The organism is Collimonas sp. OK242 (assembly GCF_900107095.1).
In the GTDB taxonomy this organism is placed as follows: domain Bacteria; phylum Pseudomonadota; class Gammaproteobacteria; order Burkholderiales; family Burkholderiaceae_D; genus Collimonas.
Genome location: NZ_FNOR01000001.1, coordinates 319,234 through 334,851, shown reverse-complemented (window position 1 = coordinate 334,851; position 15,618 = coordinate 319,234). Strand labels below are relative to the sequence as shown.

The 15,618-nt window shown below is 57.6% G+C and carries 14 protein-coding genes; 6 read left to right on the top strand and 8 right to left on the bottom strand.

Annotation, left to right across the window (positions count from 1 at the left end):
- Positions 1–84 precede the first annotated feature (84 nt).
- The 4 genes from BLV81_RS01545 to aceB all read right to left on the bottom strand — a co-directional run bounded on the left by BLV81_RS01545 (position 85) and on the right by aceB (position 5,815).
- On the bottom strand, positions 85–2,142 hold the full coding sequence (locus BLV81_RS01545; protein WP_255364855.1) for a S46 family peptidase: 2,058 nt from the start codon (positions 2,140–2,142) through the stop codon (positions 85–87).
- A gap of 120 nt (positions 2,143–2,262) precedes the next feature.
- Positions 2,263–3,489, bottom strand: coding sequence for an NO-inducible flavohemoprotein (gene hmpA / locus BLV81_RS01540; protein ID WP_092351681.1), 1,227 nt, complete (start codon positions 3,487–3,489; stop codon positions 2,263–2,265).
- 85 nt (positions 3,490–3,574) lie between these two features.
- Positions 3,575–4,021, bottom strand: coding sequence for an RrF2 family transcriptional regulator (locus BLV81_RS01535; protein ID WP_092351679.1), 447 nt, complete (start codon positions 4,019–4,021; stop codon positions 3,575–3,577).
- Positions 4,022–4,228: 207 nt separating this feature from the next.
- Positions 4,229–5,815, bottom strand: a complete 1,587-nt coding sequence (gene aceB / locus BLV81_RS01530) for a malate synthase A (RefSeq protein WP_092351677.1) — start codon at positions 5,813–5,815, stop codon at positions 4,229–4,231.
- Positions 5,816–6,073: 258 nt separating this feature from the next.
- Here aceB and BLV81_RS01525 point away from each other — a divergent pair, with 258 nt between their 5' ends.
- The 5 genes from BLV81_RS01525 to BLV81_RS01505 all read left to right on the top strand — a co-directional run bounded on the left by BLV81_RS01525 (position 6,074) and on the right by BLV81_RS01505 (position 9,514).
- Complete coding sequence (locus tag BLV81_RS01525) at positions 6,074–6,979, top strand: LysR family transcriptional regulator (RefSeq protein ID WP_092351675.1); 906 nt, start codon at positions 6,074–6,076, stop codon at positions 6,977–6,979.
- Between the two features lie 337 nt (positions 6,980–7,316).
- On the top strand, positions 7,317–8,039 hold the full coding sequence (locus BLV81_RS01520; RefSeq protein ID WP_369823779.1) for a TerC family protein: 723 nt from the start codon (positions 7,317–7,319) through the stop codon (positions 8,037–8,039).
- A gap of 240 nt (positions 8,040–8,279) precedes the next feature.
- Complete coding sequence (locus tag BLV81_RS01515) at positions 8,280–8,603, top strand: ArsR/SmtB family transcription factor (protein ID WP_092351672.1); 324 nt, start codon at positions 8,280–8,282, stop codon at positions 8,601–8,603.
- Complete coding sequence (locus BLV81_RS01510; RefSeq protein WP_092351670.1) at positions 8,600–9,010, top strand: SRPBCC family protein; 411 nt, start codon at positions 8,600–8,602, stop codon at positions 9,008–9,010. Before BLV81_RS01515 ends, BLV81_RS01510 begins: the two co-directional genes overlap by 4 nt.
- Before the next feature lie 117 nt (positions 9,011–9,127).
- The gene (locus BLV81_RS01505; protein WP_092351668.1) at positions 9,128–9,514 is read left to right on the top strand and encodes a DUF1801 domain-containing protein; all 387 of its coding nucleotides are present in this window, start codon (positions 9,128–9,130) and stop codon (positions 9,512–9,514) included.
- A gap of 42 nt (positions 9,515–9,556) precedes the next feature.
- On the opposite strand, the gene fghA is transcribed toward BLV81_RS01505, so the two are convergent.
- The 4 genes from fghA to alr all read right to left on the bottom strand — a co-directional run bounded on the left by fghA (position 9,557) and on the right by alr (position 14,121).
- Positions 9,557–10,414: an S-formylglutathione hydrolase gene (gene fghA, locus BLV81_RS01500; RefSeq protein ID WP_092351666.1), complete on the bottom strand. Its 858-nt coding sequence runs from the start codon at positions 10,412–10,414 to the stop codon at positions 9,557–9,559.
- Complete coding sequence (locus tag BLV81_RS01495; RefSeq protein WP_092351664.1) at positions 10,411–11,517, bottom strand: S-(hydroxymethyl)glutathione dehydrogenase/class III alcohol dehydrogenase; 1,107 nt, start codon at positions 11,515–11,517, stop codon at positions 10,411–10,413. The genes fghA and BLV81_RS01495 overlap by 4 nt, the downstream gene beginning before the upstream one ends.
- 75 nt (positions 11,518–11,592) lie before the next feature.
- A complete protein-coding gene (gene radA, locus BLV81_RS01490; RefSeq protein WP_092351662.1) occupies positions 11,593–12,963 on the bottom strand; it encodes a DNA repair protein RadA in 1,371 nt (456 codons plus the stop codon).
- Between the two features lie 81 nt (positions 12,964–13,044).
- On the bottom strand, positions 13,045–14,121 hold the full coding sequence (gene alr, locus BLV81_RS01485; protein ID WP_092351661.1) for an alanine racemase: 1,077 nt from the start codon (positions 14,119–14,121) through the stop codon (positions 13,045–13,047).
- Between the two features lie 202 nt (positions 14,122–14,323).
- Between alr and lplT the strand changes: the two genes are divergently transcribed.
- Positions 14,324–15,586 (top strand): lysophospholipid transporter LplT, encoded by a 1,263-nt coding sequence (gene lplT, locus BLV81_RS01480; protein ID WP_092351660.1) that lies wholly within the window; start codon positions 14,324–14,326, stop codon positions 15,584–15,586.
- Positions 15,587–15,618: the final 32 nt, after the last annotated feature.

The window sequence follows — 15,618 nt, the reverse complement described above, 5'->3', positions numbered from 1 at the left end:
AAAAATCCCTCCCGGCGTCGCCACCGGAAGGGATTCATTATAGATACTAATTCAAGAAGCTTGCTGCGGTTCTGCCTGGATGCTTCAATGCGCCTGGATTTCCTTGACCAGATCGGCGCCGCCGTAGACTTTGCCCAGGGTTTCCAGAATGGCGCCGCTATGCACCGCAATCGAGCGGTTGAAGCGTGGATCTAACCAGAATGCGCCGCCCAGCGAATGAATATTGCCGTCGAAAATCAAACCGACGATTTCACCGTTACGATTGATCATGGGGCTACCCGAGTTGCCGCCGATGATGTCGTTGGTAGTTGCCAGGTCATAGCGCTGCGACAAATTCAGCTTGCTCTTGGCGGCATGCCAGGAAGCAGGCAAGGCAAACGGATCGGCCCCGGTATCACGCTCGAATGCGCCAGCGAGTGTGGTGAACGGCGAGATTTTCTTATCTCCTTCTTGCCACCCTTTCACTTCGCCGTACGACAAGCGCAAGGTGAAAGTAGCATCCGGATAGGCGCTGGTACCTTGCTGGGCAAAGCGGGCCTGGGCGATCAGCTCGGAATTCTTTTGCTGTACCGATTCCACTTCTTTTTCATAGCGAGTGCGAATGGCTCGCGCGGCCGGATCGAGCGCCAGTTCCTGCTTGATGAACGGATCGCTGGATTTCAGGATGGCCTCTTTGCCGCCCTGCCACAACGCCTTGCGCACCGCCGGATCACCCAGCTTGGTGTTGTCGATTAAAGCAGCGCTGAGCTGATCGGGCGATTGCTTGCCGAGTACCTGCCTGACGAAAGGATCGTCGGCGCCGAGGATTTCGCGCAGCTTGGTGAACGAAAATGCCAGCATGACTTTTTCGTATTCCGGATATACCGGCGCGGTGGAAAACAACTCTTGCTCCAGTTCCGGTAATTTGGCGTCGGCATATTCCGGCAGTCGTTCGCCGTTCGGCTTGGCGCGTTCTTCCGCACCGCGCACCAGGGCGCGCGCATAACCGGAGTATTTGCTATAGAAGCCGCGGCCGCCTTCAATCATGCCGTAAGACGCTTCAATCTGGCGATAAACTTGCTGTGACGCCGCAATTGCATCCCAGGCGCCGCCGATCTTGGCTTGCAAGGCAGGCCGCTTTGATACGAATTCACGCAAGGCGGTTTCATCGTCCTGCTTTTGCTTCATCAGCGCCGGGTCCTGCAAAGTGCTGAGGCGTCCCCTCAGCGCCTTGTAGCCGTTTTCCACACCGAACAAGGCATGCTCGGCGTTACGCGCCGCTTCCGGGCTGCTTTTGCTGTACTGCTCCAGCACTCCGCGCATTTCGGCTAGCCGAATCACGCTGTTGACGAGCGTCAGGTCGCGCAAGGTAGTCAGTTGTGAGACTGTCAGCTGACGCTGGGTCGAGCCAGGCTGGCCGGTGACGAATACCATTTCACCTTCCTCTGCGCCGCTTTTACTGAACGGGAAATAGTTCTCGATCTTGGCAGGCTTACCGCCTTCATAGGCACGCAACAAGGTGATGTCCAAGTCGTAGCGCGGGAAGTTGAAATTATCCGGATCGCCGCCAAAGAATGCTGCGGCTTTTTCCGGCGCCCAGACCAGGCGCGTATCCTGGAAGCGATGGTATTTATAGACCTGGTATTGGCCGCCGTGATACAGGTCGACGACGTCGCAACGCACGGTGTCTTTATCCCTGCCGACACAGGCTGACGTCAGCTTGGCCTTAACCGCATTTTGCGCGCTCTTGAACGCCGCGCCATCCAGGCCGGCGGTCGCGCTCTTGACTTCGGTAGTCACATCGGTGATCAGTTCCAGCCGGTTCAATTCGATTTCCGGGCAACTCAATTCCTGCGCGCGGCCCTTAGCCAGGAAACCGTCCTTGATCAGATTCTTTTTTGCCGTCGACAACTGGTCCAGGCACTCGGAAGCGCAGTGGTGATTGGTCATCACCAAGCCGTCTTTTGAGACAAAGGATGCCGAGCAACCGCCGGCAATCCGCACCGAACCCAACATGGTGCGCTTGATCCAGCCTTCGCTCGGGGTAAACCCGTATTCGGCCTGCATCTTTGCCTTCGGCAAATTGTCCAAAGTCCACATCCCCTCCGCCGCCATCGTCATGCCTGGAACCAGCAGTACCGCAAAAAGCCAATGAAATCGCATCGTCTTTCCTAACATTAATAAAATTTTAGGAGTGGAACATTACCACATAGAAACACGATGCGTAATCAACATCATCAGCTGTTAGCCATCAGCGGCCAGAGCATTCAAACCGCGCTATCGCTATTGCAGGTGCTGCAGCAAGGACGGGCCAAACACTTCCTGCTGAATCTGATGCGCGGCCACACCGCGCGCCAGCAAGGCATCACGCTGGATCTGCATGAATGGCGTCGGCCCGCACAAGAAGTAGGAACCGTCATGCGGCAGCAAGGCGTCGGGCAATTGCGCCAGTTGCAAATAGCCCTGTTGCTGATAATCCTTCTGCAGGCGATCGTCGTCAGCCGGCTTTTCATAAGCGATGTGCGAGCGCATCTGGCCGTGCCGGCGACGCAGGTTGCTCAACTCCCCTTTGAGCGGATGGTGACGTCCATTCAGTGTGGCATACAGAAAATTCACCGGCCGTTGCGGGCTTTGTTGCAAGCTGCTCTGCAACATGCTCATCATCGGCGTGACGCCGACGCCGGCGCTGATCAACACCAATGGCGTGTCATCGTTTTGCGGCAAAACGAAATCGCCGCATGGCGGGCTGACCCACAGCAGATCGCCCTCTTGATATTGATCATGCAGCAGGTTCGATACCAGGCCGGCCGGATAAGGACAGTGCGCAGTGGCGCTGCCCTGCTCGCGCTTGACGCTGATGCGCCAGTGGCCGTTGTCCGGCGCATCCGACAAACTGTACTGGCGCAGCTGACGCAAAGCCAGTTGTTCGATATTCACCGCCACGCTGATGTACTGGCCCGACTGGAAAACCGGCAGCGCCTTGCCATCTGTGGCCTCCAGATAGAATGAGGTAACGGTATCGCTTTCCTTCTGTTTGCGGACCACCGTGACCGACCGGTATTCGCCTGGCTCGACGCCATGCGCCTGATACTGCTTGCGCTCTTCTGCGATTAAAGCTGTGGCCAGCAAACCATAAGCTTCGGCCCAGGCCGCCAGCAATTCCGGCGTTGCCGCTGCGCCGAGGATTTCCGCAATCGCATCCAGCAAATGTTTACCGACGATCGGATAGTGTTCTTCACGGACTCCCAGGCTGACATGCTTTTGCACAATGCGGCTGATCACAGGCGCCAATGCATCCGGATTATCGATATTGGCGGCATAGGCAAAGATGGCAGAAGCCAGTGCCTGTTGCTGCGTGCCGGACTCCTGGTTCGGCATGTTGAAAATATTCTTGAGTTCGGGATGTGCGGCAAACATGCGCTGGTAGAAGCAACGGGTAATGGTGAGGCCATGCTCGCGCAAGACGGGAACGGAAGCGGCAATGTAGGGACGGGAAGCAGCGGAAATCATATAAACACTCCTATTGTGACATTTAAAATACTACAATAAAATTAAAAAAATGCGCGCTATGGCGGCAGCTCGGTTTTCGACAGGATCAAGCCCTTGCCGCCGGCTGAAAATGCATGCGGGCGATGACAGTGGAGGTCGGCGGCATGATCAGTTCAGCCAGGTTGTGCCGGTTCATGCCGTCATAAAATTCTTGCTGGCCGATATCCAGCACGCGCTTCAGATGACAGCTTCCCTTTAACACGCAGGGCGGCTTGTCGCAATCGACCAGGCCGCCATGCCCTTCCAGCGCGCTGAGAATATCGCCCAGATGCAAAGTTGCCGGCGCCTGCGCCATCCGCAAGCCGCCGTTGCGGCCTGGAGTGGCGCTGATCCAGCCCAGCTTGACCATCCGGTTGACCACCTTGTTCAAATGATTCTTCGGGATGTCGAAATAACTCGCCAGCTCACCGACGGTGATCACGCCTTGTTCTGGCGTCGCCGCCAGATACATCAAGACGCGCAAACCGAAATCGGTGAATTTGGTGAATTGCATGGTTTTGCTTCCTGTTTAGAGCGAAATGGCGCTACGGGATGACGCCATTATATTAATATAGCATTTAAAATGCAACATTAAAATCCTACAACATTGACCTTGCTTATTTACGGGCCACTCCGGCCCCGCCGCTAATCGCCATAAAAAAACCGATCTCTCGATCGGTTTTTTGTCCTGCATGCGGCCCAACAAGCCGCAACCCTCAATTTAAATTTCTTCGTACAACGGCAATGTCAGGAATTCAGCAAACGAAGCCGAAGTCGACATTTCTTCAAAGATCTTCGCAGCGCGGTCATAGGTAGCGCCATTGCCGACCAGCGCCTTGACCTTGACCAGTTCCTCAGGAATCATCGCGACGACCATCTCGGCAGTCACCTTCTTGCCATCTTCCAGCACGCCCTTGCTCGAACGGATCCATTGCCACACTTGCGCGCGGCTGATCTCCGCGGTAGCGGCATCTTCCATCAGGTTATGAATCGGCACGCAACCGTTGCCGGCCAGCCAGGCGCCCAGGTAATGGATGCCGACGTTGATGTTGTAACGCAGGCCGGCTTCGGTGATCGGCGCTTCCGGCTTGAAATCGAGCAGATCGGCGGCGCTGACGTTGACGTCCTCACGCTGCTTGCTGATCTGGTTCGGCTTGTCGCCCAGCACCTTCTTGAATTCGGTCATCGCCAGCTCGACCAGGCCCGGATGGGCAACCCAGCCGCCATCGTAGCCGTCGGTCGCATCGCGTGCTTTGTCGACACGCACGCCGCCCATGGCGACGTCATTCTTTTCCGGATCGTTCTTGATCGGGATCAGCGCAGCCATGCCGCCGATGGCCGGCGCATTGCGTTTGTGGCAGGTCTTCAGCAACAGCAATGCGTAGGAGCGCATGAATGGCGCTGTCATGGTTACCTTGGCGCGGTCGGCCAGGCAGAAATCCTTGTCCAGCTTGAACTTCTTGATGCAAGAGAAAATGTAATCCCAGCGGCCGGCGTTGAGGCCGGAGCTGTGTTCGCGCAGTTCGTACAGGATTTCATCCATTTCGAAAGCGGCCAGGATGGTTTCGATCAGGACGGTGGCCTTGATCGTACCTTGCGGCAGGCCGAGTTCGTTCTGGGTCATCACGAAGATGTCGTTCCACAGCCGCGCTTCCAGGTGAGACTCCATCTTCGGCAAGTAGAAATAAGGACCGGCGCCGCGCGCCAGCTGTTCCTTGGCGTTGTGGAACATGAACAGGGCGAAATCGAAAATGCCGCCGGAGACACGCTTGCCGTCGACCAGCACGTGCTTTTCATCGAGGTGCCAGCCGCGCGGGCGGACCACCAGGGTTGCCACCTTGTCGTTCAGCTTGTAGGATTTGCCGTTCTGTTCCAGCGAAATGGTCTTGCGAATCGCGTCGCGCAGGTTGATCTGGCCGGTGATCTGGTTATCCCAGACTGGCGAATTCGAATCTTCGAAGTCGGTCATGTAGCTGTCGGCGCCGGAATTGAAGGCGTTGATCACCATCTTGCGCTCGACCGGACCGGTAATTTCGACGCGGCGGCATTCCAGCGCGGCCGGGATCGGCGCGATCTTCCAGTCGCCATTGCGGATATGCGCGGTTTCAGGCAGGAAATCCGGGCGCTCGCCGGCGTCCAGGCGTTTGGCGCGCTCTACGCGCACTGCCAGCAATTCCTGACGACGCGCTTCGAAAGCGCGGCTCAGCTTGGCTACCAGGGCCAGCGCATCAGGTGTCAGAATTTCCGCGTATCCGGGTTCAATCGCGCCCTTGATTTCCATTCCTGCGGGCAGTGTCAGTTGAGTCATGCTTTACTCCTGTTTGTTCTAATAAGGATCAGTGTCGTCTGCAGCACATCTATTGTGCGCCGCCAAATTCTGTTTTTGGCCATGTCCGGTATGCTAAAACCTGAATGGCATTATCTAATTTTTACGCTATATAGTATATTTAAACTAAATCATCATAGGTCGAACGATTTATCATTTGATCTATGCGTTTTAGTCACAAGTGAGCTTATCACAGCACTGCACGGCACTGACTTCCAATAAACTCAAAGCTGCGGCGATATGGATCAATTCAAGCAGATTTCCACCTTTGTCGAGGTAGCGGCCAAAGGCAGCCTGTCCGCAGCGGCACGCGCCGAAGGGATCGCTCCCGCCATGATAGGGCGGCGACTGGACGCATTAGAGGAACGCCTCGGTGTGAAACTTTTGCAACGCACCACACGCAAAATCGCACTGACCAACGAAGGCGAAGCCTTCCTGGAGGATTGCCAGCGCATCTTGTCCGACCTGGAAAATGCCGAATCGGCGGTCTCCGAGCGCAGCGCCCACGCCAGCGGCCATCTGCTGATTTCGGCGCCGGCCGGCTTCGGGCGGCAGCACGTGGCGCCGCTGATGCCGTCCTTTCTTACCGAACATCGCGACGTCACCCTCACCCTGAACCTGAACGACCGCGTGGTCGACCTGATCGGCGAAGGGATAGACGTCGCGATCCGTATCGCATCGCTGTCGGACTCGTCGCTGATCGGCGCCAAGCTGGCGGATAACAAGCGGATCGTGGTGGCCTCGCCGGCCTATATCAAACGTCACGGCCAACCGCGCACTGTCGACGACCTGCAAAAGCATAATTGCCTTGCGATCAGTAGCGAAGGCAGCCAGCGCGGCTGGAGTTTCCGGCAAAACGGCAAGACCGTCACCGTCAAGGTAGCCGGCAACATGGTCTGCAACGACGGCCAGGTCCTGCATGACTGGGCGCTGGCCGGCAAGGGACTGGCGTGGCGCTCGATGTGGGAAGTCGGCAGCGAGATTGAATCCGGCAAGCTGGTCTCGGTGCTGGACGACTTTGCCGCGCCGGGCAACGATATCTACGCAGTTTTCGCGCAGCGGCGCCATCTGCCGTTGCGGATCAGGGTATTTGTCGATTTCCTGCGGCGCGCCTATGCCCAGCCCGAATACTGGCGCCACGGTTAAACCGGGCTTCCAAGGCACGCTCCCATTTTTTCCTTGCTGATGTACAATAGCGCCCAGTTGCACGGCATTCTGCCTGCAGCACCCTCTCAAAGGGGAGTAGCTCCTGAACATTGGTCCGGCATATCAGCCGCTGTCCGATGTTCTGCAAGGTAGTCGTCATCACGGAACAGGCACCACGCCTGCGCCCGGTTACCTTGGCAGCAACGCTGTTGAGCAAGACCTTTGTCGGCATGGATTCCATGCAGGCAATGTGTCGTCTAATTTTTCAAAATTAGCTCCTCACCGCTCCTGTCGTTATCCATGCATGAGGTTATTTGCTAACCCTGTTGGAGACTTTATGGATTTTTCTGGTTTACTCTCAATGCTAGGCATGGCCGACTGGAACGCCGGCGCCTTCCTTGCCTCGCTGCTGGCTATCGTCGTCATCGACCTGGTACTGGCGGGCGACAACGCCATCGTGATTGCGATGGCGGCCCGCAGCCTGCCCGACCATCTGCGCCGCAAAGCCATTATCTGGGGCACCGCGGGCGCAGTCGTAGCCCGGGCGCTGATGACTATCGGCGTCGTGTGGCTGCTGCAAATACCCGGTTTGCTGCTGGTTGGCGGCATCGCCCTGCTCTGGATCGCCTACCGCTTGCTGACGCAGTCGGACGACGGCGAAACGCATGGGGTGCAAGCCACCACCATGGCCGCCGCGCTGAAAACCATCATCATCGCCGATACCGTCATGGGCATCGACAATGTCCTGGGCGTGGCCGGCGCCGCCAAAGGCAGCATGGCCCTGGTGATTATCGGTTTGCTGATTTCGGTGCCGATCATGGTGTGGGGCTCGACCCTGGCGCTCAAGCTGATCGAGCGTTTTCCAGCCACGATCTTTATCGGCGCGGCAATCCTGGTGTATACCGCAATGCACATGATCGTCGCGGAACCGGTAGCAAAGCCACTGTGGGATAGCCTCCCCGGGCTGAGCTATGCCGTCTACGCGATTGGCTTTATGGTGGTGCTGGGCGGCGGCTGGCTGGCTTCCAGGCGGCGTGGCGCTGAAAAAATCGCTGAATAAAACTAAAACCCCCGCCTGAACGCAAGTCCCCCCTTCGTATCAACAACACGAGGGGGGTGATTTAGTTTCCTTTGGCACAACTGCCACTCTCCGCCGTTTTCTCACCACCCAGGCATTATCTCCGCCTCCTGCCGGATTCCGGTCGCATCCGGCACTTAGATGAAGAGCGCTGAGCCGCTACGCGACCACAGCACCAAAATCGGAGTTGACGATCAATAACCATCGGGTTATGATTTCCGAATGCAAACAGTAGCGAACGACATTTTCAAGGCCCTTGCCGACCCGACACGCCGGGCGATCTTTGAACGCCTGGCCCGTGACGGGGAGCTGACCGTACGCGCATTGACTGATCACGCCGGCGTGTCGCAGCCGGCAGTGTCCAAGCACTTGCGCGTTCTAAAGCACGCGAGGTTGGTGAATGACAGACACGAGGGACGCGAGACCCATTACAGCGCCCAACCGTTAGCTTTGGCGCCCATACACGATTGGATGAACCTCTATGGCGCCTTCTGGAACGAACGATTCGATCATCTCGAATCACTTTTGAAAAGGATGGACCAATGATCAACACTGTAACCGAAACGCTTGCCGTCGTTGTCGAACGGGAGCTGCCTTTTCCGTCGGAAAAAATCTGGCGCGCGCTCACCCAGCCGCACCTGATCGAGGAATGGCTGATGAAGAGCGACTTCAAGCCGGTCGCGGACCACCGTTTCAATTTTCGCGCAGACTGGGGCGCAGTCGATTGCCAGGTCCTGGCAATCGAGCCGGACAAAACGCTGTCTTACACGTGGGCGGCCTATGGTCTCGAGAGCGTCGTTACCTGGACTCTCACTCCTACGAGCACGGGGACCCACCTGCGCATGGAGCAGTCGGGCTTCCGGCCGGATCAGCAACAGGCCTATCAGGGCGCCAAGGTCGGCTGGCCGCGGTTCTTTGCGGCCCTGGAGCAGGTATTGGCGCGGACAGACTGAAGTCTGGCGGCACAAAAACGGGCGCCGGCCTCATCCGGGCTGGCGCGGATAATTGGCGACTGCTGCCTTCTGGCAGCTTCGCAGGATAGAAAAACCGTCGAATGAGGTGCAAACAATATGAAAAAAAGCGCAACGGTCAATGAGGTATCCCCTTCCCGGCTGATCGACGCCAGGATCAAGGAGCTGGACGACTGGCGGGGCAAGATGCTCGCCCAGGTCCGCGCTCTCATCAAACAGGCTGCCCCGGAGGTGGTCGAAGAGTGGAAGTGGAGAGGCGTTCCGGTCTGGTATCACGATGGCATGATCTGCACCGGAGAAACCTACAAGAGCGTGGTGAAGGTGACTTTTGCCAAGGGCGCTGCGCTCGAGGATCCTGCAGGACTATTCAACTCCAGTCTTGAAGGCAACACCAGGCGCGCCATCGATTTCCATGAGGACGATGAAATAGACGAGGATGCCTTCAAGGCGCTCATCCGCGCCGCTGCAGCCCTGAACGGGTCATAGGTCCGATCATCGATAGCCGATAATCAGGCGCGTTTTTTTGACTCAAGACATCTGGCTTGCCGTCAATAGCCGTTGATGAAAAGCCAGATGGTCTTCTATCAAGGTCGAAATGAAATAATAACCGTGGTCATACGCTGCATGACGGCGCAGCGTCAGTTTCTGCCCGGCCTGCAGGCACGCCGCTTCAAACTGCTCCGGCAATAATTGCTCGGCCAGGAATTTATCCCCCAAGCCCTGATCGATCAGTATCTCCTGCGGAAACGGCTGCTGCAGCCGCAACATCAGCTGCGTCGCATCATAATCGCGCCAGCTGGCCTGATCCGCTCCCAGATAATGGCTAAACGCCTTTTGCCCCCACGGACAATTGCCCGGCGCCGCAATCGGCGCAAACGCCGACACCGAGCGAAACACATCCGGGTTGCGCAGGGCCAGCACCAGCGCACCATGGCCGCCCATCGAATGGCCGAAGATACCGATGCTGCCGGCTTGCGCCGGAAACTCCTGGACGATGGTGTGCCGCAACTCATGCAATATATAAGAGTACATCCGGAAATGCGTGGCCCACGGGGCTTGCGTCGCATCCAGATAGAAACCGGCGCCGTTGCCGAAATCCCAGCTGGCGTCGACACCGGCTATCCCGGTATCGCGCGGACTGGTATCGGGCGTCACCAGCATGATGCCGTGCTGCGCCGCGTAACGCTGGGCGCCGGCCTTGATCATGAACGTCTCTTCGGTGCAGGTCAGGCCGGCCAGGAAAAACAACACCGGCACCGGCGCCAATCTGGCTTGCGGCGGCTGGAACACGGAAAACTGCATGGGCAAACCGATCTCGGCCGACGCATGCCGGTAAAACCCCTGCGTACCGCCGAAGCAGGCGTGTTCGCTGATCAGTTCCATCAGTAGATCACCACCGAACGTATCGATTCGCCGCTCTTCATCAAATCGAAACCTTCATTGATGCGCTCCAGCGGCAGGCGATGGGTAATCAAGTCATCGATATTCAGCTTGCCGTCCATATACCAGTCGACGATCTTGGGAACGTCGGTGCGGCCGCGGGCGCCGCCGAACGCCGAGCCTTTCCAGACGCGGCCAGTCACCAGCTGGAACGGCCGGGTGCTGATTTCCTGGCCGGCGGCGGCGACGCCGATCACGATCGATTGTCCCCAGCCCTTATGGCAGCATTCCAAAGCCTGGCGCATGGTGTTGACGTTACCGATGCATTCAAAGCTGTAATCGGCGCCGCCATCGGTCAGTTGCACGATGGCGTCGACCACGCTCTCGACTTCCTTGGGATTGATGAAATGCGTCATGCCGAATTTGCGCGCCATCTCTTGACGGGCCGGATTGATATCGACCCCGATGATCTTGTCGGCGCCGACCATGCGCGCCGCCTGGATCACGTTCAAGCCGATGCCGCCCAGCCCGAACACCACCACATTGGCGCCCGCTTCCACCTTGGCGGTAAACAGCACCGCGCCGACACCGGTCGTGACGCCGCAACCGATATAACAAACCTTGTCGAACGGCGCGTCTTCACGGATCTTGGCCAGGGCGATTTCCGGCACCACGATGTAGTTGGAAAAAGTCGAAGTCCCCATGTAATGGAAAATCGGCTTGCCGTCGAGCGAAAAACGGCTGGTGGCGTCCGGCATCAAGCCGCGTCCCTGGGTCGAACGGATCGACTGGCACAGATTGGTTTTTTGCGACAAACAGAATTTGCATTCGCGGCATTCCGGCGTGTAAAGCGGAATGACGTGATCGTCTTTCTTCAGGCTTTTGACGCCCGGGCCGACATCCACCACGATACCGGCGCCTTCATGGCCCAGGATAGCCGGGAAAATGCCTTCCGGATCGGCGCCGGACAGCGTGTAGTAATCGGTATGGCAGATGCCGCTGGCCTTGATCTCGACCAGCACTTCACCGGCGCGCGGGCCGCCCAGTTCGACTTCTTCGATCGTCAACGGCTGACCGGCTTTCCATGCGATAGCTGCTTTGGTTTTCATGTTGATGACCTTTATCTACTTGTATTTACACGAATGTATTGGAGCAAGATACGCGACGCAGACTAATATTGCTGACTACTCAGCGTCGCGTATCTTGCTCAAAGCGTCATCGATGCGCTCGACGCCAATCACTTTCAAACCTTCGATCTCTTGTTTCGGCATATTCGCCTTGGGAATCATGGCAATCGAGAAGCCCAGCTTGGCGGCTTCGCGCAAACGTTCCTGGCCGCGCGGCGCCGGCCGGATTTCCCCCGCCAGGCCAACCTCGCCGAACACCACCAAGCCACGCGGCAGCGGCCGGTTGCGCATCGACGAATTAATCGCCAGCAGTACCGCCATATCGGCGGCCGGCTCGGTAATCTTGACGCCGCCGACCGCATTGATGAACACATCCTGGTCAAACGCCGCAATGCCGGCATGACGATGCAACACCGCCAGCAGCATCGCCAGCCGATTCTGCTCCAGCCCGACCGACAGCCGGCGCGCATTCGGCACGTGCGAGGCATCGACCAGCGCCTGGATTTCCACCAGCAGCGGCCGCGTGCCTTCCTGCGTCACCATCACGCAGGAGCCCGGCACCTGGTTGTCATGCTGCGACAAGAACAGCGCCGACGGATTGGAGACCCCCTTCAAGCCCTTTTCCGTCATCGCAAACACGCCAAGCTCATTGACCGCGCCGAAGCGATTCTTGAATGCCCGCACCAGGCGGAAGCTGGAATGGGTGTCGCCTTCAAAGTACAATACCGTATCGACAATATGCTCCAGCACGCGCGGCCCTGCCAACGCGCCTTCCTTGGTCACGTGGCCGACCATGATGATGGTGATGCCCGATTGCTTGGCAACCCGCGTCAGCTGCGCCGCGCATTCACGCACCTGCGCCACCGAGCCGGGAGCCGAGCTGAGGGCATCGGAATAAACGGTCTGGATCGAATCGATGACCGCCACTTCGGGTTTATGCTCCGCCAAAGTGTTGAGAATTTTTTCCAGCTGGATTTCAGCCTGCAGCTTGAGATCCTTGGCGTCCACCGCCAGCCGCTTGGCGCGCAAGGCGATTTGCGCGCCGGATTCTTCGCCGCTGACGTACAGCACACTCTTTATTTTCGACAGGTTTGCCAACGCTTGCAAGAGCAAGGTCGATTTGCCGATACCCGGATCGCCGCCGATCAGCACTACCCCGCCGGCCACCAGTCCGCCGCCTAGCACCCGGTCGAATTCCTCGATACCGGTGCCGAAGCGCGGCACGTCGATGGCCTCGATATCGGCCAGGGTCATCACCGGCGCGGTCTGCGCCAGGCCCTGGTGCTGATTGGAAAAACGGTTGCCGACTGCTTCCACGATGGTTTCCACCAATGTGTTCCATTGCCCGCACGACGGGCACTGGCCGGTCCATTTGTTGGCAACGCCGCCGCATTCGGTGCAGGTGTAATTGGTTTTAGCTTTGGCCATTCGATTCCATAGTCATATTAGTGGCGGGCTTACTGCCCCTTACTGTCGGTCTGCGCGCTGCGCTGGCGTACTGCTGCACTGTTACAAGTCCACCACTTTAACCCGTGCAGCCAGGGCGCACATCAATTCATATCCGATCGTCCCGGCCGCATGCGCCACCTCATCGATCGGCAAGCCCTTGCCCCACAAGGTCACCGCGCTACCGACCGCTGCGCCCGGCACGCTGGTCAGGTCGACCGACAACATGTCCATCGATACCCGCCCCACGGTAACAGTACGCACACCGTCAACCAGCACTGGCGTACCGTTCGGCGCGTGGCGCGGATAGCCGTCGGCATAACCGCAAGCAACTGCACCTATGACCATCGGTGCGGCCGCGACAAAACGGCTCCCGTAACCAATCGCTTCGCCGGCGCCGATACGCTGGATGCCGATAATCTTGCTGGTGAGCGTCATCGCCGGCTTCAGGCCGAACTGTTCGGCGCTGGCGCCGCCGGGGGTGGCGCCATATAGCATGATGCCAGGCCGTACCCAATCCGATTTCAGCTCGGGATGCATCAGATCTGCGGCAGAATTGGCGACGCTGCGTTCTTCGCTGAGACCTGAAATACCTTGCTCGAACCGCTGCACCTGCTGCTGCAACGGCAAACCTGGATTCAACGGCTCATCGGCATTCGCGAAATGCGTCATCAACGTGATTTTTTGTACCGCCGGGATCGCCCGCAAACGCTGGTAGGCGCTGCGATAGGCTTCCGGCTTGAAACCGAGCCGGTTCATGCCGCTGTTCATTTTCAGATGAACGTCGAGCGGCCCGCTCAACCGGGCCTGCTCCAGCCAGACGATCTGTTCGACGCAATGGATGGCAAAGTCGAGCCGGGCCCGGACCACGGTCTCCAGATCGGCGGCGTCGAAGATGCCTTCCAGCAGCAGGATCGGCTTTTGCCAACCCAGCTCGCGCAGACGCAGCGCATTTTCCGGCTCAATCAACGCCAGCCCGTCCGCTTCCGCAAAACCGCGTATGCCGCGCTCCAAACCGTGGCCGTAGGCATTGGCCTTGACCACTGCCCAGATCTTCGCGTCGAGAGCGTGCGATTTGGCAATACGCAGATTGTGCTGCAGCGCAGAAATATCTATGGTGGCAACTAGGGGTCTTGGCATGGGTGGGAATAGGCAGAATTTGCGAGGCGCGTTGAAGCGTCCATTTTACCGGATGCGCCGTCGGTGATGAATTGGCAATCACTATAATTCCATCGAAATTTCACAGAACGTTTTGTCTTTGGCATGTCTCATAATCACGAATCGGTCATATTTTCATGGTATAAAGCAGGCCGGGGACACATTGTTACATTCTGGGATGCGGATGAATCGCGGTTTTTACACCATCATGGCGGCGCAGTTTTTTTCTTCGCTGGCCGATAACGCCCTGTTCATAGCGGCAATCGCCGTACTGGCGGAAATGTCCTCACCGGACTGGATGACACCGCTGCTGAAATTGTTTTTTGTCTTGTCTTATGTGCTGTTGGCCGCTTTTGTCGGCGCTTTCGCCGATTCTCTGCCGAAAGGCCGGGTGATGCTCATCACCAACATGCTCAAGATCTTCGGTTGTCTGTTGATGTTCTTCGATGTCCATCCATTGATCGCTTATGCCATAGTCGGCTTCGGCGCGGCTGCTTATTCGCCCGCCAAATATGGCATCCTGACCGAATTGCTGCCACCGGAAAAGCTGGTAGCGGCGAACGGCTGGATTGAAGGCCTGACCATGGCCTCGATCATCTTCGGCACGGTTCTGGGCGGCGCTTTGATCAGCCCCCATATCACTGCAATCTTGCTGCAATGGCATATACCGATTCTTAACCTGAATCTGAATACCCCCACCCATGCAGCGCTCACCGTTATCGGCATCCTGTATATCGTCGCCACGATTTTCAATCTGAATATCCCTGACACCGGCGCCCGCTACCCGCACCAGCAACACAGGCCCAGCAAGCTCATCGTTGATTTTGCCAATTGCTGTTCAATTCTGTGGAAAGACAAACTGGGCCAGATCTCGCTGGCAGTCACCACCCTGTTCTGGGGCGCCGGCGCAACGTTGCAATTCATCGTGCTGAAATGGGCTGAAAAATCGCTCGGCATGCCGCTCGACAAAGCGGCCATACTGCAAGGCGTGGTGGCATTTGGCGTGGCCATCGGCGCGGGCGTCGCAGCGCGCATGATTCCCTTGAAAAAATCGCTGACAGTGATGCCCATGGGAGTTGTGATGGGGCTGGTCGTGATGGCGATGACGGTGGTGCACTCGGTCTGGCTGGCCTATCCCTTACTGATCATTATTGGCGCTTTGTCAGGCTATTTCGTCGTGCCGATGAATGCCCTCCTGCAACATCGCGGTCACGTGCTGATGAGCGCGGGTCATTCGATCGCGGTGCAAAATTTCAATGAAAACCTGTCGATACTCACCATGCTGGTGCTGTATGCGCTGATGATCAAAATGGATCTTGACGTGAATATCGTGATCTTCCTGTTTGGCTCGTTTGTCGCCGGCATCATGCTTCTCATCATGCGCAAGCATGCGGAGAATCAACGCGAACACGATTCGCTGGCCTTGATTGGTGAAGTCAAACACTGAGTCAAGCATTCAGCAGGCATTAGAACGGTCGA